Origin of the sequence: Amycolatopsis sp. H20-H5 (genome assembly GCF_035828755.1) — a bacterium.
Lineage (GTDB): Bacteria > Actinomycetota > Actinomycetes > Mycobacteriales > Pseudonocardiaceae > Amycolatopsis.
In genome coordinates this window covers 45,897-71,230 of the sequence record NZ_JAYMZS010000007.1, presented here as the reverse complement: position 1 = coordinate 71,230, position 25,334 = coordinate 45,897, and the positions used below count along the sequence as shown (strand labels likewise).

Genomic DNA, 25,334 nt, shown 5'->3' with positions numbered 1-25,334 from the left:
TCGAAACGCGGGCCCAGCCGTACTGGGCTGGACACTTCGGTCAACGCCCCGGGTTGCCAAAACGTTCCCGGTCCGCTGAAAAGGAGACGGCCTTACCCGCCTCCTGGTTGCTCCATTAATCCTGAGCTTTCCCTGAGAGCACGCAGTCTGAGAACAGGCTGAGAAAAGATCACCGCATAGTGGTCTAGACCTCTATGAGAACGGTGAACGGACCGTCGTTCACGCTCCGGACCGCCATCGTCGCCCCGAAACGTCCGGTCTCCACCCTGGCGCCGCGCTCGCGCAGCCCGGCCACCACGGCCGTGACGAGCGGTTCGGCCAACTCTGGCCGGGCCGCCGCGGTCCACGACGGACGTCGACCCTTACGGGTGTCCCCGTAAAGGGTGAACTGGCTCACCACTAGTAACGGGGCTCCCGTGCTGGCACAGGATTCCTCATCGCGCAGGACCCGCAGCTCGTGCAGTTTGCGCGCCATTGTCGCCGCGTCGGCGGGCTCGTCCCCGGTGTGAATTCCCAGCAGTACCAGCAACCCTGGCTCGGCTATGGCGCCGGTCACCTCTTCGCCGACGGTCACGCTCGCCTCCGTGACCCGCGCCACGACCGCCCTCATGACGTACTGGAGGGCGTGCTCGGCACGAGCATCCCGTGGCGGACCAGCTCGCGGACGACCGGCAGCGCCGCCGCGGCCAGCTCGTCCGCCGCCATGCCCTGGGACGCGGCCAGCAGCTCGATCAGGTCCTCCAGCGGCAGCGCGCCCCGGCAGCCCGCGAGCAGACGCGTGGCGAGCTCGTCGACCTCGTGCTGCCAGCCGGGCCCGTCGGTGCGGTGCAGGCGGCGGATCGTGGTCTCCCAGCCCTCGTCGCCCGGCTCGCCGACACTTTCCAGCAGCACCGTCGGCGGTACCACGAACCGGACATCGAGGAGGGAATCGCCGTTGCCGCGCAGCCAGTCCACCCGGTCGAGCCAGTTCGCGGCCTCCGCGCCCAGCGGGTCGTCGTAGGCCTGGCGGAGGTCCTCGCACACGACGGTGGGCGTGACCCCGGACGCGCGCCGGAGGGTGACGTAACCGAAGCCGATCCCGTCGACGTCGTTCTCGGCGAACCAGTCCAGCCAGGCGCCGGCCTTGGCGCGGCCTTCGGGGGACCTCGGGTCGATGCCCTCGTCGCGCAGCCAGGTGCCGACGTAGAGGCCCGGATCGGCGACGTCACGCTGGGCGAACCACGCGTCGGTCTCGGCGGGCAGCCACCGCGCCACCCGATCGGTCCAGTCCTCGCCGTCGACGTGCAGCCAGGACGCCAGCAGCTGCCCCACGCCACCCTCGTTCAGGAAACCGGGCAGCTGGCGGACGACCAGCGCGCTCGCGTCGTCCCCGGCGAGCCCGGAATCACGGTAGGTGTAGTCGACCCGGGGCGGCCCGACCACGAACGGCGGATTGCAGACGATCTGGTCGAACTTGCGCCGCGCCACCGGCGCGAACCACTCGCCGCGCACGAGCTCCACGTCGAGCTCGTTGAGCCGGAAGGTGGCCGCGGCGAGCGCCAGCGCCCGCGCCGAGACGTCGGTCGCGGTGATGCGCCGGGCGTGTTTCGTCGCGTGCAGTGCCTGTACCCCGTTGCCGGTGCCCACGTCGAGCAGGGTGCCGACCGGGCGGCGGCTGGTCGCCCGGATGAGATTGAGCGAGGCGTGCCCGACGCCGAGCACGTGGTCCTCGGGCACGGTGTGGCCCAGCAGGTCGGCGTCGAGGTCCGAGATGACCCACCAGGAGTCGTCCTCGTCCCCGTGCGGGCGGACGTCCAGCGCGGCCCGGTAGCCGTCGCCGTCGGCGCGAAGCAGCCCGGCCGTCACCGTCTCGTCCAGGCCCAGCGGGGCGAAAGCGCTGGTGACGGACTTGGCGGGCTCGGTCTCGCCGAGCAGGAACAGCCGGATCAGCGTGCCGAGGTCCCCGGCGTCCCGGCTCGCGCGGGAGGCCAGTTCGGGCTCGCCGCGACCGAGCGCGGAGTGCGCGGCGCCACCCAGCGCGCCGAGCACCCCGTCGGCGTCGTAGCCGGCGCGCAGGAGGGTTTCGCGCAGCCGGGCGCAGAAGGCGGGGGAGAGGTCGAGTCGTCGCTCAGTGCTCACGGTGGGTAATGCTCCCACGCGCGCCGGGCGCGGCTGATCCCCGATGTGGTCGAATCGGGTGGTGACCGCCGAAACCGTGCTCGCCCCGCTCGAGGCCCGCCTGCCGGACCTCGAAGCGCTGTACGCCGACCTGCACCGCCATCCCGAACTGGCCTTCGCCGAGACCCGCACCGCCGCCGAACTGGCCAGGCGGCTGGTGGCGAGCGGTTACGAGGTGTACCCGGGGATCGGCCGGACCGGGGTGCTCGGCGTGCTGCGCAACGGGCCGGGCCCGACGGTGATGCTGCGGGCCGACATCGACGCCCTGCCGGTCGAGGAGAAGACCGGGCTGCCCTACGCCAGCACGGACACCGGCCTCGACACCGCCGGGCGCGAGGTGCCGGTGATGCACGCCTGCGGCCACGACATGCACGCCACCTGGCTCTCCGGCGCGGCGGCGTTGCTCGCCGACGGCCGGGCGAGCTGGTCCGGGACGCTGCTGGCCGTCTTCCAGCCGGGGGAGGAGGTCGGGGACGGCGCCGCCGGGATGATCCGCGACGACGTGTTCGGCCCTGGCGGGAAGCCAGACGTGGTGCTCGGCCAGCACCTCGTGCCCGGTCCGGCGGGCTGGGTGCTGACCCGCCCCGGCGTGATCATGGCCGCCACCGACGCGCTGCGCGTCACCCTCTACGGCCGCGGCGGGCACGGTTCGCGGCCCGAGACGACCGTGGACCCCGCGGTGCTGGCCGCCTCGGTGGTGCTGAAACTGCAGACCATCGTCTCGCGGGAGATCCCGGCCACCGAGTCCGCGGTGGTGACCGTCGGCTCCCTGCACGTGGGCACCACGCACAACGTCATCGCCGACCACGCCACCCTCGAGATCAACATCCGCTCGTTCGACCAGCAGGTCCGCGAGAAGGTGGTCGCCGCGGTGGGACGGATCGTGCACGGCGAGGCCGCCACCGCGGGCGCGCCGAAGCCGCCCACGATCGAACGCATCGACACCTTCCCGGTGACCGCCAACGACGAGGCCACGACCGCCGCGCTGACCGCCGCGTTCGCCGGGCACTTCGGCGCCGGGCGCACGATGGAGGCCCCGTTGGTCACCGGCAGTGAGGACTTCAGCGAGTTCGGCCGCGCGGCCGGAGTGCCCTCGGTGTTCTGGCTGGTCGGCGGCCTGGACGCGGACACCGTGCTCACCGCGATCGCCGGCGGCCGGTTCGAGACCGACGTCCCGTCGAACCATTCGCCGCTCTTCGCGCCGGTGCTGCACCCGACGCTCAGCACCGGGGTCGAGACCCTGGTCGTCGCGGCACTCCATGAGCTTGCCCACCCAGCTGACGAAGCGAGCTGACCAGTGGGAGCATGGGGGACGGAGGTGGTGCCGTGAACGCGCCCGCCCACGGTCAGGATCCGCGGGAAACAGCCCCGGTGCTGATCACCGAAGCCGCTGTGTCCTACGAACAGCAGCTCGCCGCTCGCAAGAAGAAGTACTTCCTGATGATGTCCTGCCGGATCCCGTGCCTGATCCTGGCCGGTGTCCTGCACTCGACGCCCTGGCTCGCGCTGGGCATCCTGGCGATCTCGATCCCGTTACCCTGGATCGCGGTGCTGGTCGCGAACGACCGGCCGCCGCGCAAGGCCGAGGAGGTCAACCGCTACCAGGCGGAGCCGACCAAGCTCGAAAACGGCAGCCACCCGGTGATCGAAGGCAGCTGACCCCTGCGCGACTCGTCGACGGGTCGTGGTGTCTCGCGCGGACGAGACCACGATTCGTCGACGAGTCGCGGGAGAAACCGGCTTAAGGCTGGGGCCCGACCTTGCCGACGGCGAGGGTGCCCAGCCGCACCCCGGCCCGCAGAACGTCCACAGTGGACCCTCCGGCCGTCCAGGCGGAGAGCACCCCGGCGTCGAAGGCGTCACCCGCGCCGGTCGAGTCGACGCAGTCGGCCTCCGGCGCGGGCACCGTGGTGATCCCGTCGGCGTCGATCCAGCTGGCGCCGTGCGTCCCCGCGGTGACGGCCACCGCGCCGACCGTCCCGAGCAGTTCCTTGGCCGACATCGGATCGGGCGACCCGGTCAGCGCGATGAGCTCCTCGGTGTTGGGCAGCAGCAGGTCGATCCCGCGGACGTCGTCGAGGAACGCGGCCGGGTCGATGAGCAGCGCGGCCGACTGCGGGTCGACCGACGTCGTCAGCCCGGCCAGCTTCGCCGCCGCCAGCGCGGCCAGCCCCGCCGGGCGCGAGGACGCGTCCAGCAGCACGTAACCGGACAGGTGCAGGTGCCCAGCGTCGGCGAGCACCGCCGGGTCGACGTCGCCGGGGCTGAACCGCCCGATCGCGCCGCGGTCGGGCAGCATGCTGCGCTGCCCGTCGCCGTCCACCAGCACCACGACACAGCAGGTGGGCGCCTCGGGGTCGATCGCGAACGCGCAGCGCACCCCGGCCGCTTCCAGCTCCGCGCGGATCAGCCGCCCGCCCGCGTCGTCGCCGACCCGGGTGATCAACGTCGTCTCGGCGCCCTGCGCCCGCAGCCACAGCGCGGTGTTGGCGCCCGCGCCGCCGCCGGTGAACCGGACGTTGGACCGGGAGTCGCCGCCGTACACGATCGGCCCCTCGTGCCGGGCCACCACGTCCAGACCGGCGTCGCCGACCACCACGATCCCGCTCATGCGAGCTCCACCGCCACCGCGGTCGCGAGCTTCGCGTTCGACAGCACCAGAGCCTCGTTCGCGTCCAGGCTCACTCCGCCGCTTGCGGTGTGGAAATGCTCCAGCAGCACCGGGGTCACCTCGGCGCCGTGGACGCCCCGCTCGCGCAGGAGCTCGAGCCCCTCGGCCAGCAGCCGGTCGTGCAGCTCTTTGTCCATTTCGGACTCTTCGGGGATCGGGTTCGCCAGCAGCACCCCGGAACCGGCGTACGCCCGATGCGCGGCGACCACGGCCGCGGCCTCTTTGGCGTGCTCGACCCGCCACGGCAGCTCGTGTCCCGACGAGCGGAGGTAGAACGCGGGGAACTCGCTGGTCCGGTAGCCGAGCACGGGCACCGAGTTCGTCTCGAGCACCTCCAGCGTCGCGGCGATGTCGAGCACCGACTTCACCCCGGAGCACACGACCAGCGTCGGCACCTTCGCCAGCACGCCGAGGTCCGCCGAGACGTCCCAGGTCTGCGAGGCGTTGAGGTGCACGCCGCCGAGCCCGCCGGTGGCGAACACACCGATGCCCGCGGCCGCGGCGAGCGACGCGGTGCTCGCGACCGTCGTCGCACCCGAGCGGCCGAGACCGACGGCCGGGCCGAGATCGCGCAGCGACAGCTTGCCGAGGTTCGCGTCCGGCGCGCAGACCCGTTCCAGCTCGGCGGCGGACAGGCCGAGCACGGGCCGTCCGTCGAGCACGGCGATGGTCGCGGGGACCGCGCCGCCGTCGCGGACCACCTGCTCGAGCCGCCGGGCGACGTCGAGGTTGCGGCCGGGCGGGAGACCGTGCGAGAGGATCGTGCTTTCCAGCGCGACGACGGGTTCACCGTCGGCGAGGGCTGCGGCCACCTCTTCGTGGAGGAACAACTGGGAGTGCGGAGTCACGACAGGACATCATCATTGATCGCCCGCCGGGGGCAGCCAGCGGGTCAGCTCCCCGGCGAGGTTTCGCCGGGCCGCGGCTCCCCAGCGGTCCCGCGCGGGAGCGCTGCGGTAGAGCGGATCCCTCGCCAGTAGGCGTGCCAGCACGGCCGCGCGGCCGGTGGCCCAAGCCGTGGCGGCAACGCCCGAGTACTCCTCGCGCACGGCGGCCGCGTACTGCTCGTAGTCCTCCGGTGACGCGCCGAGGATCGCCAGATCCGCGTCGAGCAGCGCGGTCGCGAGCAGGTCGTCGGCCGGGGCGTCGTGCCCGAGGGTGGCCAGCACAGCGACTCCGCCCTCGCCGTGCGCTCCGTGGACACCCCGGCGCGGATGAGCCAGCGCCGCGTCCACTCGGCGCTGGCCCGCTCGTCTTCCCCCGGGCTGGCGTCGTAGACCACGTCGTGTGTCCAGGCCGCGACGGACACCAGTGCCCGGTCGACCGGGTTCAGGCCCAGCGCCACGCCGAGCTCGGCCGACTCGTGGTCGACGCTCTCGGCGTGGGTGAGGTTGTGGTGGCGCCGGTGGGGCTCGCCGTAGCGCCATTCGAGGTCGGCCCAGGCGCCGGTGGCGACGAGGTGGTCGCCGCCGAGCGCGGTGATCGCGGACTCCCAGGTCATACCGGGAACCCGGGGGACGCGGCCGGTCCGGTCATGACGACCTCCTGGAAAAGCTCAATCGAAGATGCCCCGGGGCTTCGCGACCTCGTGCAGCCAGGCTTCGAGCTGCGGCTCCCACTTGACGCGCTCCAGCGCGGCGTGGTCGACCGGGAACAGGCCGAGGAACTCCTGCCCGCGGCCGCCGAACCCGCCGGACTTGCTGACCCGAGACCTTGCCAGTAGGTTAACATGGATAAATGGAAACCTCCCAGCTCACAGGCCGCGAGTACCTCCGCGTCAGCCGCGACAGGTCTGGGCAACGACGTTCCAACGAGCAGCAGCACGGCGAAAATGTGCAGGCCGCGAAGGCGTTCGGCGTCACTCTCGGCGTGCCGTACGAGGACAACGACCGTTCGGCAAGCCGCTACGCCCGAAAGGTGCGCGAGGATTTCGACAGGCTCATGACCGACCTGGAGACTGATCGGTTCGGCGCTGACCATCTGGTGCTCTGGGAGTCGAGCCGTGGGAGTCGCCGAGTCGGCGAATGGGCAACACTGGTCGATCTGCTCGAGGACCGCAGGGTCAAGGTGTTGGTCACCACCCACGCACGCGTCTACGATCCGGCGAACCCGCGCGACCGGCGCTCGCTCCTTGAAGACGCTGTCGATTCCGAGTTCGAGAGCGCCAAGTCCCACACGCGGGCCAAACGGGACACGGCCGCTGCCGCTGCAGCGGGACGCCCGCACGGCCGGACCCCGTTCGGATTCGCCCGCGACTACGACTCGAAGACCGGTAGGCTCGCCGGCCAGGTTGCGCACGTCGAGAACGGTCCGCTCGTACAGGAGTTCTTCGACCGTCTCGACAAGGGTCACAAGCTGAAGCGCATCGCAGTTGACTGGCGGCAACGGGGTGTCGTGAACGGACGGGGGACGCCGTTCAGCGCGGAGCACCTGCGCTCGATGGCTACGAATCTGGCCTACGTTGGCAAGCGGGTGTTCGATCCGGGCCGTACCAGCGGGTCGGTCCGCTCGGCGGATGCTCAGGTGATCGATGCTGAGTGGGACCAACTAGTGGAGCCGGAGGTGTTCTACCGGGTACAGCGCCGGATCGGGGCCCCCGACCGTCGGACGGCAGTTAACGGCCGCGCTCGACATCTGGTCACGATGACCGCGCGATGTGGTCGCTGTGACGGACCGATCGTGTTCCGTCACAGGAAGGGGCGAGACGAGCTCGCCTGTAAGAGCCACGGCTGCGTCCGCATGTCCGCGGTCGGCGTGGACGACTATGTCGAGGACGTGGTGCTCGGCCACCTCGCTGACCCGAAGGAGTATGGCGCGCTGGCTCAGGATGGCGAGGAGGTCGGCGACGAGCTGAAGGCCGTGCGGAAGGAGCTCGCCGAGGTCGACGGCGAGCTGCTGGATCTGGAGGCGCTCGCGAAGTTGGGTCCCGGTCGCGGTGGGGTCAGCGTCGTTTTCGCGGGCTCCGTCGAGCCTGAGCTGAGAAGGCGTAAGGCTGCGCTGGAAGGCAGGGAGCGGGAACTGGAGACCCCCGCCGTGCTGCGCAACCTGCTGCCTCCAGGCAAAGACGTGCGGAGGCGATGGATGCTGCTAGTCATTGAGGCGCGGCGAGAGGTGCTCCGAGCGATGTGCACACCTGAGATTCTTGGCACGCTTACGATCGTTCCTGCGCCTGGGCAAGGAGTTCAGGTGCCGGTAGAAGATCGAGTGAAGTTCGTGCACTAGTCCGTCAGCTTCGCCAGGACGGGCAGTAGTGCTTTGACCGCTGCTGCCCCCTCTGAGCCGAAGTCACCTGCTCTGATGCGTCGCACTACCTCAACCACGAGGTCAGCTGTCTCGGCGAGGTCGAGTCGTGCCAGGTCTGGGCCGACTCCCTCAAGTGATCGTAGGACAGCTTCTTCCAACTCGAGTGCGAAGTCGTCGACCGTCGTTGCGCCGTCCGTGGCTTTCGAGAGTGCACCGCTAGGCAGGCCGAACCAGTTCTCCAGCGCTTCGTGTGTGGGGCCGTAGGTCGACTGTCCGCGTTCGACTCGTCGCCAGGTGACGGTAGATATCCCTGCGGCCGTGGCTGCTGCTTTCAGGGCGACCCTGCGACGTTCGCGGGCTGCCCGGATGAGTTGCCCGACGGCGGTCAGTTGGTCGTTGTTGGCCTGCTCCACGGGGCGCAGCTTGCCAGACCGCAGACGTTGGCACCACTGCACCTGACTACAAGTGGTGTCAGGGCGGTAGCTATCTGTGTCTATGCGTGCTCCATTTGGGGTCAGGTGCAGATAATTTTGTTAACCTGGTTGCGCAGGTCAGAGCATAGTATTTCACCCGTGCGGGTGGGCTTTGTTGCAGCTCAGATGGCATCTTGCGATGGTTTGTGTAGCTCGATACGGCCATTTGGTGCTACTCTTCACTCAGTAAGACCTGACCCCAACAGGTAGGGCCAGAAGTGGCAATATTAGGCTCAAACGAGTGAAGGGAGAACCCAGTGCCGGAGACCACTGTGCGGGCGCATCGACTGCCCGCCGTGAGTGCGATTCTCGGAGACCTCGGCGTTAAGAACGTCAGAGGGTTGATCAAGACGGGGAAGCTTCGGGCTGTGCGCGCCGGGAAGTTCCTTCTCGTTACCGACGACGAGGTTTCTCGCTTCCTCAGTGAGGGCGACGCCTCGGAACCGTCGTGACGACCGCTCGTGCAGCGGCGATCGCTGAGGTGCTCGCTGCGGCGGGGCCGCTCACACCTGAGGTTAGGCAGCTCGTCCGACGCCTGCTCCCGCCAGTCACGGCGCTTGCTGAAGTTGCACGGGTCGTTGACATCACGCCGCCTGAAGTCTGGCAGGCCGCCGCATGACTGTAAAAAAGAAGACCGCCGGGCGGCTACCCGACGGTCTATGGACACGAAACCTTGGAGACCTCATGTCCGACACGATTCTAACAGAGCTTCACGAAGATCATCCGCTGATCGTCGCGTTGGTCAAACGGGTCGAGAACTCGCCCTGCACCGTGCCGCCATGCGGCGGGTCCTGCATCACCTACTACGACCGGCTCGAAACCGAGACTGGTGTTCTTCGTGCCCATAACCGAGCTTTCTGGTCGGGAGGCGCTGAGGGAATGTTGGAATGGACGCGTGCCGAGGTCGTTGCCCTGGACGGCGAGTCCCAGTTCGAGGCGGGGCGGTTGCGGCTCTCGGGGTTCCCGGAACCGCACGAGCAAGTCGCTTTCGTTGAGGCACTCGACGCGGCGTTTGCGTTCGTCGCTGACATCGCGGGCGGTGTCTGATGAGCGCCGACACGCGGATGGCGACGTGGGTGACGGACTGCCCGGGGTGGTGCATCGGTGGCCACGATGTCTCTGGTGCATTGCACCGTCACGGGGCGCTCGTGGGTGATGATGTTGAGCTGAGCCTGTCGACGCGCGAGTCGTGGCTCACGGTCGGTGTCGGGCAGAACGAGGGTGTTTCTGTTCCGTCGGTGGTGCTGCTGGTCGACGACGGCGGCCCCGGCAACGAGTTGGAGCTGACTCGCTCTGAAGCTGAGACGTTGGCCGTGACCTTGCTGCTAGCAGTGGGGCTGACTCAGTGACCGCCGATCTCACGGTGGAGGAATGTCGGTCGCTGGTGCGCGACGTTGTCGCGCACCGCGACCGGTTCTTCGAAGGCCTCGCCGACCTCCATCGGCAGCGGGTTCACGTGATTTTGGGATACCGCAGTTTCGCTAGGTTCGTTGCGCAGGAGCTCGGGAGTGTTGTGCCGCCGAAGCTGCCGAAGGCGAGCCGCAGGGCTGTGGTGCGGGACTTGGCGGCAACGGGTATGTCTGGCCACGACGTGGCGGCCGTGACCGGGCTTGCTCGCGAGACTGTGCGGCGCGACCTTGGAACCGCCCCGTCATCGGCGGAAGCCGCCGCCGCCAAGGCTCGGAAGGCTGAACCACCGAAACCGGCCCCCGCTCCAATGCCAGCGGTAGTTCCAGACGCCATCGACGACCCGCTGGCGGACCTCGCGTTCCGAAGGTCATGGGGCTCGCTTGTACGGCGTTTCGAGGAGCTGACTAAATGCATCGACCGGTCCGCTGAACGTGTCGTCGTTACGCCGCGCTTCAGTCCTGAGCAGCGCCAAGCGATGGCGCAGGTCGTCGCTGATCTCGACCGTCTCGAAGCGTCAGTTGAAGTGCTTACCGCGAACTTGCGATCGCGGAGGGTCGCATGAGCCTGATTGCTGCATTGGCATGGCTCGGAGGCTCGTTCAGCGTCGGCTTGTTTGTTGGCTTGGCTTGGCGTCCTATCCGCTTCTCCAGTTCCCCAGAGGATGACTCGTGACTCTTTTTGATCTTTTTGATGAGCCTCGGCAGACGAAGCCTGCGGGGTCGTTGACCCGGGCGTTGGACATTGCGGCTCAGGCGCGTGCTGGCCGCATGGCGGCGCTGGAGGCCGTGGCCGCCATGGCGGGTGAGGTCGAGGAGTTCCTTGTTCAGCGGGAGCGCACCCGCGCCGCACGTGATGCTCAAGTCACCGAGCCGCGCGAAGGCAAGCTTCGGGTCGACGCCGCTGCCACCTCGATCAAGGCGGCCCGCTCGGTCACGCTCACAGCGGGTTCGCAGCGAGCCAGGATCCTGACGTTCGTCGCCGCGCACGACGGAGTGGCGGACTTCGAGATCGAAGCCCGGTTGGGGATCCGCGCCAACTCGGTACGCCCTCGTCGGGGTGAGCTCGTGGAGATGGGTCACGTTCGCGACTCAGGCCACACGCGGCAGCACGAGGGCTCCGGCTGGGCGTTGTGGCTGGCCACCGCTTCCGGGCATGCGTGGGTCGCTGGCCAATCCGACCAGGCCGCGGCCTGAGAAACCTTGGAGGACCTTTTGACTAACGAAATCTGTGTGAGCGGAGGCCTCGTGTTGGTGGTGCTCATTGTCGGGGCCGGGGCGTACCGTCTTGGGCTCAACGTCGGACGCCGGCAGGTCTTCGCTGCGGTTGCGGCTGGGATCAGGCGGATCGTGGAGGTCGCGAAGTGATGCAAACCAGTGCAGGAGATATCGCCTACTACCGTTCAGTGCATCCCGAAGCAGCGCCTCTTACTGACGTTGAAGTGGCGGTACTTGTGGAAGCTGACCGGCTTCGAGCTGATCAGGAGATGCAAGACCGGCTCATCGAAGATGACAAGCGGCGACGACGCGGCGCGAACCAGGAGTTCCTGGATCGACGCCCGCGGAAGTATCGGCACGCTGTGGCCGATCATCCGGAAGTCCTGAAATGGGTTGACGGCTATATCGCTGCGGTCGCCAACCAGCCTGTCGATACTGGTTGGTCGGGGCCAAGTCGGCCCGCCTACAACGCGTTGTTCATTTATGGCGGTCCTGGCACCGGGAAGACATATAACGCCCTGGGTGTTCCCGCTGTCCTTGCTAACGAGGGTGTAAGTGCTGCTCACACGTACCTTCGAGCTGTCGATTACCTAGACCAGCAGATGAATGCGTCGTTCGATGAGAAGGAAAAGCTTTTTGTTCAGGCGCGAGATTCTCGGCTTCTGATTCTGGACGACTTGCTGGCGGGCGGAGAGCACAAGCGAAGCGCAAGCGACCTGTACCGCCTGCTGGACGCGCGATTCATGGACGAGCGACCCACCATTCTGATCAGCAACCTTGCGGGAAAGGCGCTTCAAGACGCGATGGGGGAGCGACTCACTGACCGCCTCCGTGAGGATGCTGTCACAGTTAAGATGGACGGCGACTCACGACGTAAATTCCGGTCCATTACCTAGCCTTGAACGTCAAGGGGTCCGGGGCTGTATCCCCGGACCCCTTGCTCTGTTTTTCATGGAATCTCAACGAAATGGATTGTAGCATGGTAGACACGCCATCTGTAGGTAGCGAAATCGGGCCGAAGGCATGGGTTCCACTCTGGGTGCTTGCGCACGGGCTCTCTGGGGGAGAACTGGCAACCTATCTGGCGCTTCGAAGTTTCAGTGATGCCAGCCTGGGCTCAGGCAAGTCTCAGGGGATCTACCCGCACGTCGAGACGCTCGCCGAGCGCGCTTACGTCACGGTCCGGACAGCTGAGCGCGCCATCAGCAAATTGCGAGACCTTGGGTTGCTGACTTCAGTTCGGCGGCATAACGAGCGCGGGTGGGTCCGAGGTTGTGACTACCGGCTCGCGGACTTGCCCGTCTGGCCTGACCGTCAGGATGGTCGGTTAGGCCCTGACCGACCATCTCGTCGGGGTGTCACCGACAGTCTCGTCGGGGAGGTCACCGACGAGACTGTCGGTGCAGTAAGTATCCAGTTTGAAGAATCCAACGAAGAGTCCAGTAAAGATTGGCCCGCTGGCGCGGGCCCAGCAACTTCTCCGCCTTCCGATGCCCTTTTTGAAGCACCTGGACTGGCGGCCACTCCACCGAAGCAACAGGCTTCGGCGAAGCTGAAAGCCGCGAAGACCGCTAAGGCTACGCGGGCAACCCGAGCCCCCGACAACCTGCCGATAGCCCCTGAGATGCGCGCGTGGGCGGCAGCAAACGGCATCGTGGTTGACCTGGAGGCTGAGACAAGTCAGTTCCTCGACTGGCATCGCGGCAAAGGTTCCACTCACGTCGACTGGATCGCTTCGTGGCGCAACTGGATGCGCCGCACACTGACGTTCGGAAGCAAGTCGGCATCTACGGCGCGTGCACCGATGCCTGCTCGTGGCTCGTACCCCGAAGACCCGTTCGCTGCCTGACAAAGGGAGGGTTGATCACCAGTGCGAGAGATCATGCCTGGGTCGTCAGATGCTGCGCCGTACGAGCAGCGAGCGGCGGAGGAGCGAGTCGCTGCCGTCCCGCGGCGACCGTCGCCCCCGCTTCGCCGAGCAGTGCCCACCCCAACGATTGTCCAGGTGGGCACCTTCCGGCCGGGAGATCAGTTGGTTGGGGGGCCGAATCCGTTCCGTCGGCTTGACGGACTCGATGTGGCTGTCGCGAACCTGGGTGTTCCGGAGTCACGGTCACCCGAGTATCTCGCAGCTGAACGGGAACTATTCGGCAACAACTAGCTCTATTCACTGCCAATCAGTACCAACCGTTCCCATTGCAAGAAAGTAAACAGACTGGCTCGGTGATCCCCCGTGGATTGTCGGGCCATTCCTGTATGATCAACACATCACGGGGTAGCGCGTTACCGAAGGGGTCGGCAGTGGGCGAAGTCATCATCCTCATGGGCTATGTAGTCCGCAAACAATCCGTCACATCGCGATACCGTGGTTCCTCGTTCGGTGGGTTCGGCAGCACGCCGCCTATCAATCTCGGCGCGATGGAACTTCGCGATCAACTGAGGGCTAATCCTCGGGATCCCGACTTGCAAGAACAGGCTCTGATGATGATCGATCGACCCGCACGTCTCCCGCTGGGAGAGTGTCCCGGATGCCGGAATCAGGTCGCTGCGGAGTTCGATCGGGTCAGTGCTCAGTGTCGCAACTGCGGCCAGTGGGTACACGTCGCTGACGCAGTTGGGGCGGCATACGCGTACGCCGTCGGAACGTGGCTCACTCCGGGCGAGATCGCCCATGAAACCCGCGGTTGGGGATCCCCTGTCTCCGCGGGCCGCGTGCGGCAGTGGAAATGCCGTGGTCTCGTCGCCGCCGACAAGCACGGCCGCTACCGCCTGCTTGACATCCTAAACTGTTTAGACAGACTAGACAGATTGAAGCCAGTCGCGTAGTGTGACAAGTCGAGGCAGAGCTGTCTCCAAAAGCTCCCGACCCCCACGGACACGCAACTAATCGTCACAGCCGTGTGAGGCGATCGGGCAACTACCCCGGTTGAGCGCAGGTCCCCGCGCCCCTACCTTCGCGATCGGACCTGCGCTCCCGGATCAACCGCGATAATGACGGACCCCTCGCGACGGGGCCAGCCCGGCCATCCAGCGGTCCAGGTCGTCGACATGAACCCGGAAAGAGGCGTTCGGCTTCGGCTGGAGGCCCTTCAGCCCGCTCGCTCCGTGAGAGCGCTGGTACTCCCTCAGCGCCCGCCGGAGGGTCTCCGGGTTTCGTCGGGCATACGCACTCGCGTCCAACACCGGCAGCCATGGGCCATCTCGAGGCACAGGCTCCTTCTTCGTCGCAGGTTGAGGCTGGGCGACTACGGTCGGAGATGCCTCAGGCGGCAACGCCTGGATTACTTCTGCAACCGCCGCCCTGACTACCTCCACGAGGGCGGCGGCCAGCGTCGTCGAGGCTGCTTCAAGTTCGCTCATCCCAAGTGCCTAGACCGATCTTCGTCGGACCGCATCAGCAGCCCCCCCGACAGTGTCAGAGCGCCTGGGGAGTTTTCCGTTGGGAGGTTGCCATGGCGACAGGCGGCAATGCCCATCTCACGGTCAACGATGCACAGCGTGCTGAGGAGCGGATCCGGGCTTACGAGCTGAAGTTGCTGGGCTGGTCGAACCGTCGGATCGCGGGGGAGATGGGTTGTTCGCACACGAAGATCGCGTATTTGATCGACGAGGAAGCCGACTCCCGTGTGCTGCCGCTTGCCGACAGGTACCGGAAGCACGCGCTAGACCAGCTCGACTTGGCGATCATGAAGGTCATGGAACAGCTGTCGCAGGACCGTGCTGTGGCGCGGAACGCGGAAGTTCTGGTCAAGCTGATCGAGCGGAAGTCCCGCTTTATCGGTGCGGATGCCCCCGTGCAGCAGGAGATCACCGCGACGGTAGAGCAGCGACCTGCTGAGCTGGTGGGCCTAGTGGCCAAAGCCAGGGCGCTGGTCGCCGAGCAGTCAGCACGAAGCGAAGACCGTTAGGCCTCGTAGAGAGCCAGTTGACACTCCAGGTAGGGCTGTCTTCGTTTGTGGCTGCTGAGCCTGTTGCTTCAGGTGGCTTGGGTGACCTTTTGCGTTTTCGGGTCCTACCGTCTAGGCCGATCACGTTCGGGCGGATAGCGTTTGCATCCGCAACTGATGCGTTTGCATCAGTTGCGGATGCAAACGGGACAGTGGATGCGAGATCTCGCCAAAAGGGGGCCCGCGTGAAGATCTTCGGGGTGCTCGCGGACCGGTCAGGTTGCGGCTGGTATCGGCTGAAGCTGCCGCTGGCCGAGCTGGCCCGCCGCGGTCATCAGGTCCAGCTGAGCGAGAGCTTGCCGGCCAACCTGCCGCCGGACGTAGACGTGCTTGTCGGGCAGCGTGTGTGTATGCCGGGCCCGTCGGCGAACTTCCAGCGCCACGCCCAGCGCGGCGGCGTGCTGACCGTGCTGGAGCTCGACGACGACCTGTGGCAGGTGGACCCGTCGAACAGGCGGGCCGCCGAGTTCTTCACTCCCGAGCTGCTGGCCAACTTGCGGCGCAACGTCGAGATGGCCGACGTGGTCACCACGACCACGGACGTGCTCGCTGAGCGGCTAGCCGAGATCAACCGCAACGTCCGCGTGCTGCCCAACCAGGTGCCCGCGTGGCTGCTCGGCCATGAGCGCCCGGTCACGAACGAGCGGGTGACCCTGGGGTGGGCGGGCTCGCCGAGCCACGCCCGGGACTGGGGCGAGCTCAACGCACCTGTCCGGCGCCTGCTCCAGCACCCCGACTATCGAGACCGGGTCGAGCTGCACATGATCGGTGGGCCCGACTGGACAGACCGTGTCCGGACGCCGCGCTCGACGGTCCGGCACACCGGCTGGTTCGAGTCTGTAGCCGACCTATACCGCGCGATTGACTTCGACATCGGCCTGGCCCCGCTCCGGCCGTCCGTCTTCAACGACGCCAAGAGCGACGTGAAGCTGCTGGAGTACGCCGCGCTCGGCATCCCTGCGGTGCTGTCTGACACTGGCCCGTACCGAGTCGACGTGCCTGCCGCTAGGGCTGTGCTCCCCTCGGGGTGGACGGATGCGCTGCGGGAGCTGATCGACGACCCCGAGTGCCGTGCCCAGCTCGGCAAGCAGGCCCGCGAGTGGGCAGCCACCCGAACCATCGAAGGCAACGCGCACCGCTGGTTGGAGGCGTACTCATGATCGAAGCCCGCTGCTACGACCGCGCCTGTGGCGGAACCTGGCCGCGCAAGCCCTGCCGGTCGCACACGTTCTCCGTGACGGAGGTCGTCCGTCTGCTGGAGTGGATGGGCGAAGAGGATTGGGAAGATGGGCCGCGCTGCTTGCGTCGCCTGTTGGGCAGCGGCGACACCGCAACCCAGATCGAGCCCGGCCGCTACGTCGGGTTGCCGACCACGAGCGTGGATGTGGGGTGGCCGTACTGATGGGCATCGCTGTCATCGTGCCGTGGGGCACTGACCACGGGCCACGCGAGCGGGTGTGGGAGAAGCTGCGCCCGCAGTGGGAACAGACGAGCGTGGACCTGATCGTGGCGGGCGATCCGCTGTTCGCTGAGCGCGGCAAGTTCTCCGTGTCGCGTGCGATCAACCGTGCGGTCCGCCTCGCCCCGCCGGAGTACGACCGGTTCGTGTTGCTCGGAGCGGACATGCCGCCCGACGAAGACACCGTGGCGTGGGCCGCTGTCCAGCTCGACACTGAACCGTGGACGTTGCTGTACGACCGTGGCCGGGCACTCGACGAGCACAACACTGCGCACTTCGTGGCGGGTGAACTGGCGGAGGTGAGCTGGCCGCCGGTCGCACTGTTCGCCTCACCATGTGTCGGCCCGATCGCGTTCACCCGCGCCACCTTCGACAAGGTCGGCGGGTTCGACGAACGGTACGAGGGGTGGGCCTACGAGGATGTGGATCTCTGGTACCGGCTGCAACGCGACACACCACGCTCGACTCCGCAGTCCTACTCCGGTAACCCGCTGTCGCAGTTCTGGCACCCCGAGACCCACCACGACCTGAGCAACGACAACCCCAACGTGCGGTTGTTCGCCGAGACCTGGGGCTGAGCGGCTGCCTGCCGAAGGCGGGTAGGGCCCTCGGTCACGGCCCGGCCGACGGGCAGGACGCGGAGGGTGTCAGTCCTTGAGATCTGCTGACGCCCAGCTACCTGCAACGACGACTCCGACGAGCTGGCCCGTTACAGGTGGTGAGCGATGTTTGATCTCACTGCTTACCTAGCCAAGTTCGACCCCGAGTTCTTCGACAACCGGGAGTGCCGACGAGTCCTGACCGAAGGCGACCCGATCCTCTTTGGACTGATCTACCTCAAGCATCACTTGCGTGGGCCTGAGACGGCCGATGAGCTGACGTTCTCCGAGTTTCATGTGGAGCTCGCTGACCTGGCGAAGCGCTACATGGAACCGATCGGTGGGGCACCGGCCAAGCAACGGGACGCGTTCATCGGCCCGCGTGGCGTCGGCAAGTCGACATGGCTGTTCCTGGTCATCCCAATGTGGCTGGCTGCGCATGGTCACCGGAGATTCGTCGCCGCGTTCGCGAACTCGGCCACACAAGCAACGGATCACCTGGGCAGTTTCAAGCGAGAGACTGAAAGCAACGAGCTGCTGAGGCAGGACTTCCCCGACCTCTGCACCCCAGCCCGCCGACCTGCCGGCACAACGGTGTCGGACTCGCAGTCGATGTACATCGCCAAGTCCGGATTCGTATTTGCTGGTCGCGGTATCGACTCTGCGAACCTCGGCATGAAGATCGGCAACCGCCGCCCCGACCACATCGTCCTCGACGACATCGAAGGCACCGAAGGCAACTACTCCGACCGCGACAAGACCAACCGATTGGCAACGCTGCTGTCGGGGATCCTGCCACTGAACGTCTTCGCGTCCGTCACGATGGCCGGGACGGTCGCTATCCCGGGCGCGATCATCGACGACATCGCTGCGAAGCAACGCGGCGAGGAGTACCCCGACTGGGTCGATGATGAGAACTTCACGCCCCGCTACTTCGACGCGATCCTGACCGACGACGACGGTGTTGAGCGCAGCCTGTGGCCTGAGAAGTGGTCCATGGAGTACCTCAACTCCGTACGGCACACCCGGACGTTCCAGTCGCAGATGCGCAACAACCCCATGGCCGCTGACTCGGCGTTCTGGCGGGGTGAGGACTTCCAGGTCCGCAACGACCTGCCTCTGACCCACCACTTGCTGTCGATTGACCCGGCTGTGACGACCAAAGCGAAGTCCGACTTCACCGCTCTCGCTGTCATCGGGTACAGCAGCACAGTCCGTGCTTGCGTGGTGCTCGACGCCTGGCAGATCAAGGTTCCGCCAGGGGAGCAGTTGCGGGCTCGTGTACTGCGGATCCTCGACGCTTTTCCAGAGATCGCTGGGGTGCTGGTGGAGACGAACCAGGGCGGTGACGCGTGGAAGGCGATCCTGCATGGGTTGCCGGTCAAGGTGTCCACGGTGCACCAGTCGCTGCCGAAGGAAGTCCGCGCCGGGTCACTGCTCACCAAGTACCAACGCGGCCGGGTGTTCCACGCCAAACGCATCCCGCAGCTCGAAGCGCAGATGGTGAAATTCCCGCTCGCTGAGCACGACGACCTGGTCGACGCCGTCGGCTCCGGCGTCGAGGTGTTCCTGAAGAACGACAAGCAGCCGCGCACCGTCCAAGCCCGTGAGGCTGGCGGCACAGGAGAGGGGGGCGACGATGACGAGTGACCTCGGCATGGCGCTGGACGCCATGGCCGCCGCGGCTCCCGGCTACCAGAAGGCCGTGGCCTACAGCGAAGGCCCGGTGCACGAAGTGTTCGCGTCGCGGCGGATGCGGCGGCTCCTGTTCGACAAGCGGGTCACCTTCCAAGCCCTGCTTGGTGATGTGGTGATCGACGCGGTAGCGAACAAGTTGAAGCTGACCGCCATCACCTCCGACACCGATGTCCGCACAGCGATGATCGCCTCGGTGGACGCCGACAACGAGATGGGCCTGATCCGGCCCGCCGTGATGCGCCGCGCGCTGCAGCAAGGCGACAGCTACCTCTCGGCGTGGCCGGTGCTCGACGACAACGGCGACCCGGTGTCGGGCAAGGTCAGCGTCTCCGTCCACGACGCCCGTACCGCCCGCATCCTCTACGACGACGAGCATCCGACCGTGCCCCGCCTCGGTGTGCAGCGGTGGGCCTTCGGCAAGCGAGTCCGTGTGGACCTGCTTTACCGGGACCGGATCGAGCACTTCATCAGCCGTACCGATGGCGGTCCAGCGACGCGGATCACCGACTTCATCCCCTACTCGGCGGATGGGCGCGACGCGGTCGAGGTCAACCCCTTCGGCCAGATACCGATGGCGCATTTCCACGGCACCGGTCTGCCCGGCGAGTACGGCACACCGGAGCACAAGAGCTTTTACGGTACGCAGGATACGCTTTTGAAGCTAAAGATCGGCCACATGTCCTCCGTGGACTATCATGCGCTCCCGCAGCGGTACGCGTTGCGTGAGGCCGGTAGCAACACCGCCGAGGCCGCCGACTTGGACCCGGACGACTTCGTCTCGACGCCGCTGGCTCAGAAGCCCCGTAATCGCAGCGACGCACCGTCGACGCTGTCTAGTGAGCCGGGCTCGATCTGGGACCTGATGGGTGTCAAATCCGTGGGGGAGTTCCCTCCGGCGGACCCGAAGGCGTTCCTCGATCCGGCGGCGGCGTACCTGAAAGAGGGCGCGCTGGCTTCCTCGACGCCGCTGCACCTGTTCGACCGGACCGGGCAGATCCCCTCGGGGGAGTCGCTGAAGACGGCGAACGAGCCGCTGGATACCAAGGCCGAGGCGCGGAAGAACTCGTTCTCCTCGACCTGGTCCCGGTTCTACGGCTTCGTTATGCTCCTGCTCGGCGAAGAAGGCGCCCCAGTGACGCTCGCCTGGGCACCGATCGAGTCCACCGACGACACCACCAAGCTCGCCCAAGCCACGGCCAAACAGGCTGCTGGGGTGCCGGTGGACCAGTCGCTGACCGAGCTCGGCTACTCGGCTGCTGACGTTGCGCAGTGGATGGCTGAGGGCGATGGTGGCCTACCGCAGCGGGTCGAGCTGCTCGGCCAGCTCGGTAACGCCGTGGCGAGCTTCTCCACTGCCGTCGCTGCCGGGATCCTCGATCAGTCGGTGGTGCAGCAGGTGGTCACGAAGGTGATCGGAGACATCGATGACCAGGCGTCCGGACCCGCGTGACCTGATCCGCCAGCACGACGAGGCAGCCCTCACCGCCGAGAACAAGGCCGTCGCCGACGTGACCGGGCCGCTGGACACCGCGTTCACCGCGCTGTGGCGCTGGCTACTCGGCCTGTGGGCACGCCTGTTCGGGAAGCCCTCGACGCGAGCTGACGGCGACCAGCTGCAGTCGCTCGTCGAGCAGCTGACGACCCGCCTCGTCGGCATCGGGATCGACCCGGTGGACGCGCTGCTGCACCACGCCCAGCGGGCACGGCTGCTCGGTGCTGACCAAGGCGCCCGGGAAGCCGGGTTCCCGGTGGTGCCGGACCCGGGTCCTGTGGCCGACCGGACTCGGGAAGCCGTGGTGAAGGCGGTCCGGCACGCGCGGGAGAAGCTCGAGAGCGGCGCCGCCGACCTCGCGCAGCTGCGCGAGGCGAGCCTCGCCGAGGTTCTTCGGCGGGCGTCGGTGGCCCGGCAGGCGTCGGCGATCTTGGCGAAGACCGCGCGGACGACGTTCAACGACGAGCTGAACGCCGGGATCCGGGTCGCGGCGAAGGCCGCCGGTGCCCGGCTGGTGTGGGTCGCCGAGCGGGACGCGTGCGTGCAGTGCCTCGCGCTGTCGGGTCAGGTGATCGACGTGGACGGCGAGTTCGACTGGCGCCGCACCTTCGGCAAGAAGGCGTACAAGCCACCAGGCCCGTTGCTCGGGCCACCACGGCACCCGAACTGCCGCTGCCGCCTCACACCGTGGTTTGGCCACGACACTGAGGGCGCGGTGTCGGTGACGCACGACTGGGCGGGCGCTATCGCCGACGCCAAGGCCAACAACGACCCGGTGGCCGAGGCTGCTGCCCGGAAAGCGGCCGCGGCCGCGCGGGACTCCGCCGCGTTCGACCTGCCCGCCGCGCTTCGCCGGGAGGCTGAGCGCTCGATCCTCAACGGTTACGCGCTGCCCTCGGAATCCGAGTCGGTGCGCGTGCAGGCCGCCGACAAGCTGCTGGCCCGCATCGGGCAGCAGAAGAACGCTCCCGCACCTTCGGGGTGGCGGGTTCCCGCCTCTGTCAAGAAGCGGGCTGAGCGGGCTCTCACCAAGGGCACGTTCACGACCCGGTCGGTACCCACCGGCCGTAAATAGAAGCCCGTGAGGGCAGCAACCAGAAAGAGGCCGAGATGGCTGACGACCCGACACCGCCCGTTGCCCCTGTCGTTCCGGCGCCGACTGTGCCGCCCGCTGTGGAGCCGCCCGTGGAGTGGAAGGCCCCGACGAAGGCGGAGTACGAGGCGCTGCAGGCGAAGCTGAGTGCGGTGAACGCGGAGAGCGCGGGGCGCCGGACGAAGCTCAAGGAGCTGGAGCAGCAGCACGAGACCGACGCGGACAAGATCAAGCGTGAGGCGCTGGAGACCGCGACGGCGGTCTACAAGCCCACCGCGATCCGTGCGTCGGCGAAGTCCGCTCTGCTCGAAGCCGATGCCAAGACCGACCGCGTGGCGGCCTTGGCTGGACTGCTCAACGTGTCCAGTTTGGACATCAACGACAAGGGCGAGATCTCCGGCTTGGACGCGGAAGTCAAACGCGTGAAGGCCGAGTACCCCGAGTTCTTCAAGGTCGAGGGCGAGAAGCCGCGCCCCGGCAAGCTCACGCCGGGCGGCAAGCAGCCCGCCGAAACTGAGAAAGCCCCCTGGGATCTGATCGCCGAGCAGTACGGCGGCTAACCCCACTTCTGATCGCGCCGTGAGGCGCACTAGCCGCAGCCCGTGAGGGGTGACGGCGCACCCCAACCCCTTCACAGAATGGAGACGCCGTCATGGCTGTCGCATTTACCGGCGCAGGCTGGATCCCGATCGAGACCAACCCCGAAGTCATCCAGAAGGTCAAGCAGGCTTCGGCCGTCGAGCGGTTCGGTCACCACGTGCCGATGGGCTCGAACACCAAGTACACCCCGCGTTCCGGCGGTGTGCACCTGGCGCGCTGGGCGAAGTCGACCTCCGCTCCGGCGGACACCACCGGCAACGACTCGGTGCTGCTCAACTCGGACAAGATCGGTGGCAAGGTCACCATCGCCGAAGAGGACATGTCCGACTCGCTCGCGTCCATCACCAAGACCAAGAGCGTCGACGCGGGCACCTCGTACGGCAAGCTGTTCGACAACGTGTGCCTGGGCATCACGGTCGCGAAGGCCGTCAGCGGGTGGGGCTTCGACTCCCTGTACTACCTGCTGACGCAGGCGGACACGACCACGGGCTACGTCGCCAACTCGAACCTCACGCTGGCGGGCACGGGCGGCATCACCTACGACGGGCTCAGCGACGCGCTGAGCCTCTACGAGCAGGGTGATTTCTTCGACCCGGCCGAGACGGTCGCGATCGCGCACCCGAGCTTCGCGGGCACACTCCGGAAGATCAAGAGTTCCACGGGCGAGCCGATCTTCAACGAGTCGTCCAGCGGTGACGCGGGCGGCGGGCAGAGCGGGGGGCTCAAGGCGTTCGGCTACGACCTTCAGTGGTCGTTGGGCGCGAAGACCAGCGCCACCGGGTCGGACTCCCCGACCGGGTCCCCGTTCGTCGTGTTCGGCAACCGCCAGTTCCTCCAGGTCGGCGACCGCAACCCGCTCGCGGTCAACTTCCAGGACTCGACCAACGGCATCGGCGTCGACACCGACGAAAACGTCCTGTACTTCCGGGCTCGCAAGGCGTTCGCGCCCGGTGCGCCGGGCGCGTTCTCGATGCTGGTCAAGAACTGACCGCCAGCCCCGTGACCCGGGTGTCCTGTCTCAAGGGCACCCGGGTCCTCGTTAGGTTCTAAGGAGGCGCGATGGTGAACACGTGGGCGACCGTGGCGGATGTGCTCGCACTGACCCAGGTCACCGTCACCGATGCCGACCTGATGCGGGCGCAAGCCCAGATCGACATGCACACCGCGCGGATCTACGCCGATATCCTGCTGATCACCGACCGAGACCAGTACTGGTTGAAGCTCGCGGTGGCCTACCAGGCGGCGTGGCTGGTCGCGCAGCCAGACGCGTTCCAGCGCCTAGAGATCACCGAAGCCGGGGGCGCGGCGAACCGCACCATGTTCACCGACACCGCACTGGTCCTCGCACCGGATGCCCGCTGGGCGCTCAAGCGGGTGTCGTGGCTGAAGTCCCGCTCCCTGCACGTGCGCGCCGCCGACGAATACGGCGCGTTCGGGCGCGACGACAACAACCTCTACGGCCGTTACGAGCCGCTCTGATGTACATGCGAAATCATCGGAGGTGGTTCCTTTGTGGGCATTAGCGACGTGCCGCGCCACGATCTACCGCGCCACGACACAGGACCCGGACTACGGAAACCCGGTGCCGGACAACACCACCCCGCTGCACAGCAACGTGCTGGCGTCGATCGTCGAATGGCGCTCGGCGGTGTGGGACCCAGCGACGCAGACACCGCGCGTCGTGCGCAACGTCAAGGGCACCGTGCCGTCCACTACGGACATCCGCACCGGTGACCGGATCCGTGACGGATCTACCGGCGCGCTGTACGCGGTGCAGAACGTCACCCGGCCGCACGCACCCGGCCGGACACCTGATGTGGAGCTGGAGCTCAAGCGGGTGGGAGGCGACGGTGGCTGACTACGTCGAGGAACCCGGCTGGCGGGAGAGGATCGCCGCCGACGTGCGGGAGCTGTTCGGCAGGCTCACCGGTGAGGTCCGCGAAGACGCCCGCGCGCTCGCCCCGGTCGACACCGGACACCTGAGGGAGTCCGTCGACTCCGAGATCAACGGCGACACCGCCCGCATCGGCTCGGACCTCAACTACGCCCTCTACGTCGAGGAGGGCCACCGGGTGGCGTTCCGCAACGCGGCGGGGGAGACCGAGTTCACCGGCGAAGTGGTTTCGCCGCAACCGTTCCTTCGCCCGGCGCTCTACCGGAAGCGGGGTCCTTGATGGTGTTCGTGGCCGCGACCGACGAGACAGTCACCCGCGCGTGGATCGCGCAACTGGCAGGCTTCACCGCCGAGATGGTGGGGGAGCAGCTGCCGCGCGACACGACCGGCTGGGAGGCCTCCGGGTTCGTCACGGTCACCGTGGCGGGCGGGTCCACCGTGCCGGAGTTCCGGCTCGAATCCCCGGTGATGATGGTGCAGGGCTGGGCGGTGACGCCGGGGCTCGACCGTCCGCCGTGGGAGAAGGCGCGCAACCTGGTCGCGGCGATCCAGGGCGGCACCTACCAGCGTGGCGGATGGTTCCTGCCGCTGCCGCAGTGCGGCGAGAACGCGACCGTGAAGACCGCCTACGCGGTCAGCAAACCGCGCCGGACGTACGGCGACTTCGGCGACTACGCCGGTTACACCCTCGACCTGGTCCTGAACTGGACACCGGTCGCGAAGTGAGTGAGCACCCCGAGAGGGGACCCCGACCCTTTCGCACCTCTCTTAGGAGTTCCTCATGGCCGATACCAGCGGCTACCAGCCGTCCAACCTGGTGATGGGGCCCGCACGGCTCTACATCTACCGGCTCGCGTTCGACCCGGCGCTTGCCTACGAGCCCGCGCTCGTCGACGTGAACATCGCCCCGGCCGCCTCGGCTTGGTACGACACGGGCCTGACGCTCGGCGGGACGAACCTGTCGATCGAGCCGACCTGGACGCCGCTGATGGCGGACCAGCTCGTCGACGAGCTCGGCGCGCGCCTGACCGGCCGGAAGATCAAGACCACGGTCAAGTACGCCGAGATCACGCGCACCAACATGTCCTACGCGTGGAACATGACCGCCGGGGCGACGGGCGCGAACTACGCCGTGTCCGACCTCAACGCCGGGCAGGACGCCAACCGCGCCCCGTACCGGACGCTGCTGATCGACGGCGCCGGCCCGGACTCCACGACAGGGCTGCCGCTGAAGCGGCGCGCGATCCTGCGCAAGGTCCTGCCGTCCGGCAACACCGCCCTGAACTGGGGGAAGGCCGACCAGCAGGTCCTCGACTCGGAGTTCGCGGCGTTCTTCGTCTCCGAGACGACCTCGCCGGTTCGGATCATCGACCAGACCAGCTGA

At 67.3% G+C, this 25,334-nt stretch carries 31 protein-coding genes; 25 read left to right on the top strand and 6 right to left on the bottom strand.

What is annotated here, in order from left to right:
• Positions 1–184: 184 nt before the first annotated feature.
• Positions 185–610, bottom strand: coding sequence for a D-aminoacyl-tRNA deacylase (gene dtd / locus QMK34_RS05645; RefSeq protein WP_326412264.1), 426 nt, complete (start codon positions 608–610; stop codon positions 185–187).
• Positions 607–2,118 carry a DUF7782 domain-containing protein gene (locus QMK34_RS05640; protein ID WP_326412263.1) on the bottom strand — a complete coding sequence of 504 codons (1,512 nt, stop codon included), beginning with the start codon at positions 2,116–2,118 and terminating at the stop codon, positions 607–609. The genes dtd and QMK34_RS05640 overlap by 4 nt, the downstream gene beginning before the upstream one ends.
• A gap of 61 nt (positions 2,119–2,179) precedes the next feature.
• Here QMK34_RS05640 and QMK34_RS05635 point away from each other — a divergent pair, with 61 nt between their 5' ends.
• Positions 2,180–3,451 carry an amidohydrolase gene (locus QMK34_RS05635; RefSeq protein ID WP_326412261.1) on the top strand — a complete coding sequence of 424 codons (1,272 nt, stop codon included), beginning with the start codon at positions 2,180–2,182 and terminating at the stop codon, positions 3,449–3,451.
• Between the two features lie 11 nt (positions 3,452–3,462).
• Positions 3,463–3,816, top strand: a complete 354-nt coding sequence (locus tag QMK34_RS05630; RefSeq protein WP_326412260.1) for a DUF3099 domain-containing protein — start codon at positions 3,463–3,465, stop codon at positions 3,814–3,816.
• Between the two features lie 82 nt (positions 3,817–3,898).
• Here the strand turns inward: QMK34_RS05630 and QMK34_RS05625 are convergent, their stop codons facing one another.
• Genes QMK34_RS05625 through QMK34_RS05615 form a run of 3 tightly spaced genes read right to left on the bottom strand, consistent with a single transcriptional unit; the run spans position 3,899 to position 5,997 of the window.
• Positions 3,899–4,768: a carbohydrate kinase family protein gene (locus QMK34_RS05625; RefSeq protein WP_326412258.1), complete on the bottom strand. Its 870-nt coding sequence runs from the start codon at positions 4,766–4,768 to the stop codon at positions 3,899–3,901.
• Entirely contained in the window at positions 4,765–5,676 is a 912-nt protein-coding gene (locus tag QMK34_RS05620) for a pseudouridine-5'-phosphate glycosidase (protein WP_326412257.1), read from the bottom strand. Before QMK34_RS05620 ends, QMK34_RS05625 begins: the two co-directional genes overlap by 4 nt.
• 12 nt (positions 5,677–5,688) lie before the next feature.
• Positions 5,689–5,997: an HD domain-containing protein gene (locus tag QMK34_RS05615; protein WP_326412256.1), complete on the bottom strand. Its 309-nt coding sequence runs from the start codon at positions 5,995–5,997 to the stop codon at positions 5,689–5,691.
• Between the two features lie 212 nt (positions 5,998–6,209).
• Between QMK34_RS05615 and QMK34_RS05610 the strand changes: the two genes are divergently transcribed.
• Entirely contained in the window at positions 6,210–6,551 is a 342-nt protein-coding gene (locus tag QMK34_RS05610) for a hypothetical protein (RefSeq protein ID WP_326412254.1), read from the top strand.
• A gap of 14 nt (positions 6,552–6,565) precedes the next feature.
• Entirely contained in the window at positions 6,566–8,050 is a 1,485-nt protein-coding gene (locus QMK34_RS05605; RefSeq protein WP_326412253.1) for a recombinase family protein, read from the top strand.
• Here QMK34_RS05605 and QMK34_RS05600 read toward each other — a convergent pair.
• Positions 8,047–8,484, bottom strand: a complete 438-nt coding sequence (locus QMK34_RS05600; RefSeq protein WP_326412252.1) for a helix-turn-helix domain-containing protein — start codon at positions 8,482–8,484, stop codon at positions 8,047–8,049. The genes QMK34_RS05605 and QMK34_RS05600 overlap by 4 nt on opposite strands.
• Positions 8,485–8,801: 317 nt before the next feature.
• Here QMK34_RS05600 and QMK34_RS05595 point away from each other — a divergent pair, with 317 nt between their 5' ends.
• The 21 genes from QMK34_RS05595 to QMK34_RS05495 all read left to right on the top strand — a co-directional run bounded on the left by QMK34_RS05595 (position 8,802) and on the right by QMK34_RS05495 (position 25,334).
• On the top strand, positions 8,802–8,996 hold the full coding sequence (locus tag QMK34_RS05595; RefSeq protein WP_326412250.1) for a hypothetical protein: 195 nt from the start codon (positions 8,802–8,804) through the stop codon (positions 8,994–8,996).
• A 232-nt stretch (positions 8,997–9,228) separates the two neighbouring features.
• On the top strand, positions 9,229–9,591 hold the full coding sequence (locus tag QMK34_RS05590) for a hypothetical protein (protein WP_326412249.1): 363 nt from the start codon (positions 9,229–9,231) through the stop codon (positions 9,589–9,591).
• The gene (locus tag QMK34_RS05585; RefSeq protein WP_326412248.1) at positions 9,591–9,893 is read left to right on the top strand and encodes a hypothetical protein; all 303 of its coding nucleotides are present in this window, start codon (positions 9,591–9,593) and stop codon (positions 9,891–9,893) included. The genes QMK34_RS05590 and QMK34_RS05585 overlap by 1 nt, the downstream gene beginning before the upstream one ends.
• The gene (locus QMK34_RS05580; RefSeq protein ID WP_326412246.1) at positions 9,890–10,516 is read left to right on the top strand and encodes a hypothetical protein; all 627 of its coding nucleotides are present in this window, start codon (positions 9,890–9,892) and stop codon (positions 10,514–10,516) included. Before QMK34_RS05585 ends, QMK34_RS05580 begins: the two co-directional genes overlap by 4 nt.
• A 205-nt stretch (positions 10,517–10,721) precedes the next feature.
• Positions 10,722–11,147, top strand: a complete 426-nt coding sequence (locus QMK34_RS05575) for a hypothetical protein (RefSeq protein ID WP_326412245.1) — start codon at positions 10,722–10,724, stop codon at positions 11,145–11,147.
• A gap of 170 nt (positions 11,148–11,317) precedes the next feature.
• Positions 11,318–12,064 (top strand): ATP-binding protein, encoded by a 747-nt coding sequence (locus QMK34_RS05570; RefSeq protein WP_326412422.1) that lies wholly within the window; start codon positions 11,318–11,320, stop codon positions 12,062–12,064.
• A gap of 83 nt (positions 12,065–12,147) precedes the next feature.
• A complete protein-coding gene (locus tag QMK34_RS05565; RefSeq protein ID WP_326412244.1) occupies positions 12,148–13,017 on the top strand; it encodes a helix-turn-helix domain-containing protein in 870 nt (289 codons plus the stop codon).
• Between the two features lie 1,603 nt (positions 13,018–14,620).
• Positions 14,621–15,076: a hypothetical protein gene (locus tag QMK34_RS05560; RefSeq protein ID WP_326412242.1), complete on the top strand. Its 456-nt coding sequence runs from the start codon at positions 14,621–14,623 to the stop codon at positions 15,074–15,076.
• A 224-nt stretch (positions 15,077–15,300) separates the two neighbouring features.
• Complete coding sequence (locus tag QMK34_RS05555) at positions 15,301–16,275, top strand: glycosyltransferase (RefSeq protein WP_326412241.1); 975 nt, start codon at positions 15,301–15,303, stop codon at positions 16,273–16,275.
• Positions 16,272–16,517 carry a hypothetical protein gene (locus tag QMK34_RS05550; protein WP_326412240.1) on the top strand — a complete coding sequence of 82 codons (246 nt, stop codon included), beginning with the start codon at positions 16,272–16,274 and terminating at the stop codon, positions 16,515–16,517. Before QMK34_RS05555 ends, QMK34_RS05550 begins: the two co-directional genes overlap by 4 nt.
• Entirely contained in the window at positions 16,517–17,152 is a 636-nt protein-coding gene (locus QMK34_RS05545) for a glycosyltransferase family 2 protein (protein ID WP_326412238.1), read from the top strand. The genes QMK34_RS05550 and QMK34_RS05545 overlap by 1 nt, the downstream gene beginning before the upstream one ends.
• 147 nt (positions 17,153–17,299) lie before the next feature.
• A complete protein-coding gene (locus QMK34_RS05540; protein ID WP_326412237.1) occupies positions 17,300–18,823 on the top strand; it encodes a hypothetical protein in 1,524 nt (507 codons plus the stop codon).
• A gap of 7 nt (positions 18,824–18,830) precedes the next feature.
• Positions 18,831–20,321 carry a hypothetical protein gene (locus QMK34_RS05535; RefSeq protein WP_326412235.1) on the top strand — a complete coding sequence of 497 codons (1,491 nt, stop codon included), beginning with the start codon at positions 18,831–18,833 and terminating at the stop codon, positions 20,319–20,321.
• Complete coding sequence (locus tag QMK34_RS05530) at positions 20,296–21,438, top strand: hypothetical protein (protein ID WP_326412234.1); 1,143 nt, start codon at positions 20,296–20,298, stop codon at positions 21,436–21,438. Before QMK34_RS05535 ends, QMK34_RS05530 begins: the two co-directional genes overlap by 26 nt.
• A 35-nt stretch (positions 21,439–21,473) precedes the next feature.
• Positions 21,474–22,016 (top strand): phage scaffolding protein, encoded by a 543-nt coding sequence (locus QMK34_RS05525; protein ID WP_326412233.1) that lies wholly within the window; start codon positions 21,474–21,476, stop codon positions 22,014–22,016.
• A gap of 92 nt (positions 22,017–22,108) precedes the next feature.
• Complete coding sequence (locus tag QMK34_RS05520; RefSeq protein ID WP_326412231.1) at positions 22,109–23,044, top strand: phage major capsid protein; 936 nt, start codon at positions 22,109–22,111, stop codon at positions 23,042–23,044.
• Positions 23,045–23,115: 71 nt separating this feature from the next.
• Positions 23,116–23,535, top strand: coding sequence for a hypothetical protein (locus QMK34_RS05515; protein WP_326412230.1), 420 nt, complete (start codon positions 23,116–23,118; stop codon positions 23,533–23,535).
• 31 nt (positions 23,536–23,566) lie between these two features.
• A complete protein-coding gene (locus QMK34_RS05510) occupies positions 23,567–23,914 on the top strand; it encodes a hypothetical protein (RefSeq protein ID WP_326412229.1) in 348 nt (115 codons plus the stop codon).
• Positions 23,907–24,230, top strand: coding sequence for an HK97 gp10 family phage protein (locus QMK34_RS05505; RefSeq protein ID WP_326412227.1), 324 nt, complete (start codon positions 23,907–23,909; stop codon positions 24,228–24,230). Before QMK34_RS05510 ends, QMK34_RS05505 begins: the two co-directional genes overlap by 8 nt.
• Positions 24,230–24,676 (top strand): hypothetical protein, encoded by a 447-nt coding sequence (locus QMK34_RS05500; RefSeq protein WP_326412226.1) that lies wholly within the window; start codon positions 24,230–24,232, stop codon positions 24,674–24,676. Before QMK34_RS05505 ends, QMK34_RS05500 begins: the two co-directional genes overlap by 1 nt.
• A 55-nt stretch (positions 24,677–24,731) precedes the next feature.
• Positions 24,732–25,334: a hypothetical protein gene (locus tag QMK34_RS05495; protein ID WP_326412225.1), complete on the top strand. Its 603-nt coding sequence runs from the start codon at positions 24,732–24,734 to the stop codon at positions 25,332–25,334.